The sequence below is a fragment of the Pseudomonas sp. TE12508 genome (assembly GCF_056279485.1).
In genome coordinates this window covers 1-1,447 of the sequence record NZ_JBWCCN010000046.1, presented here as the reverse complement: position 1 = coordinate 1,447, position 1,447 = coordinate 1, and the positions used below count along the sequence as shown (strand labels likewise).

Genomic DNA, 1,447 nt, shown 5'->3' with positions numbered 1-1,447 from the left:
CTGACCTGCACGGTGAACACTTCATTGTGACTCTCGCCAGCCTTCAACGATTGCACGGCACTGGCGATGCCATCGCTGCCATTGGCCAAGGTGTACGTCCACTGGCCGGTGCTGTCGACGGCGATCGAGCCGTAGGTTCCCGTAGCCGAGCCATTGATGGTCCAATTGGTCGTGGCATCGTGATCGATGTCGGCCGAACTGAACTGGCCGCTGACGCTGAGGGTGGTGTCTTCCTTTACCGCGCCGGCATCATTGCCGGTCACGAAACTGAGTACGGGCGCATCGTTAGTGCCGCTGACGGTGACAGTCACCAGCTGAGTATCGACACCGCCAAGGCCATCGCTGACCTGCACGGTGAACACTTCATCGTGACTTTCGCCAGCCTTCAATGACTGCACGGCACTGGCGATGCCATCGGTGCCATTGGCCAAGGTGTACGTCCACTGGCCGGTGCTGTCGACGGCGATCGAGCCGTAGGTTCCCGTAGCCGAGCCATTGATGGTCCAATTGGTCGTGGCATCGTGATCGATGTCGGCCGAACTGAACTGGCCGCTGACGCTGAGGGTGCTGTCTTCCTTTACCGCGCCGGCATCGTTGCCCGTCACGAAACTGAGTACCGGGGCGTCGTTAGTGCCGCTGACGGTAACGGTCACCAGCTGAGTGTCGACACCGCCGAGGCCATCGCTGACCTGTACGGTGAACACTTCATTATGACTTTCGCCAGCCTTCAATGATTGCACGGCACTGGCGATGCCATCGGTGCCATTGGCCAAGGTGTAAGTCCACTGGCCAGTGCTGTCGACGGCGATCGAACCGTAGGTTCCGGTTGGCGAGCCGTTGATGGTCCAACTGGTCGTGGCATCGTGATCGATGTCGGCCGAACTGAACTGGCCGCTGACGCTGAGGGTGCTGTCTTCCTTTACCGCGCCGGCATCGTTGCCCGTCACGAAGCTGAGTACGGGTGCGTCATTGGTGCCGGTGACGGTGACAGTCACCAGCTGGGTGTCGACACCGCCAAGGCCATCGCTGACCTGCACGGTGAACACTTCATTATGACTTTCGCCAGCCTTCAGCGACTGCACGGCACTGGCGACGCCATCGCTGCCATTGGCCAAGGTGTACGTCCACTGGCCAGTGCTGTCGACGACGATCGAGCCGTAAGTGCCCGAAGCCGAGCCATTGATGCTCCAGCTGGCGGTTGCGTCGTGATCGATGTCGGCCGAACTGAACTGGCCGCTGACGCTGAGGGTGGTGTCTTCCTTTACCGCGCCGGCATCGTTGCCCGTCACGAAGCTGAGTACGGGCGCATCGTTAGTGCCGCTGACGGTGACAGTCACCAGCTGGGTGTCGATGCCGCCGAGGCCGTCGCTGACCTGCACGGTGAACACTTCATTGTGACTCTCGCCAGCCTTCAACGATTGCACGGCACTGGCAACGCCATCGCTGC

1 protein-coding gene is annotated in these 1,447 nt (G+C 60.9%); it reads right to left on the bottom strand.

Annotated elements, in window-relative coordinates; all coding sequences use genetic code 11:
* Window positions 1–1,447, bottom strand: a 1,447-nt coding sequence (locus ACZ9IM_RS30465; RefSeq protein WP_476225834.1) for a VCBS domain-containing protein, incomplete at both ends; no start/stop codon positions are given.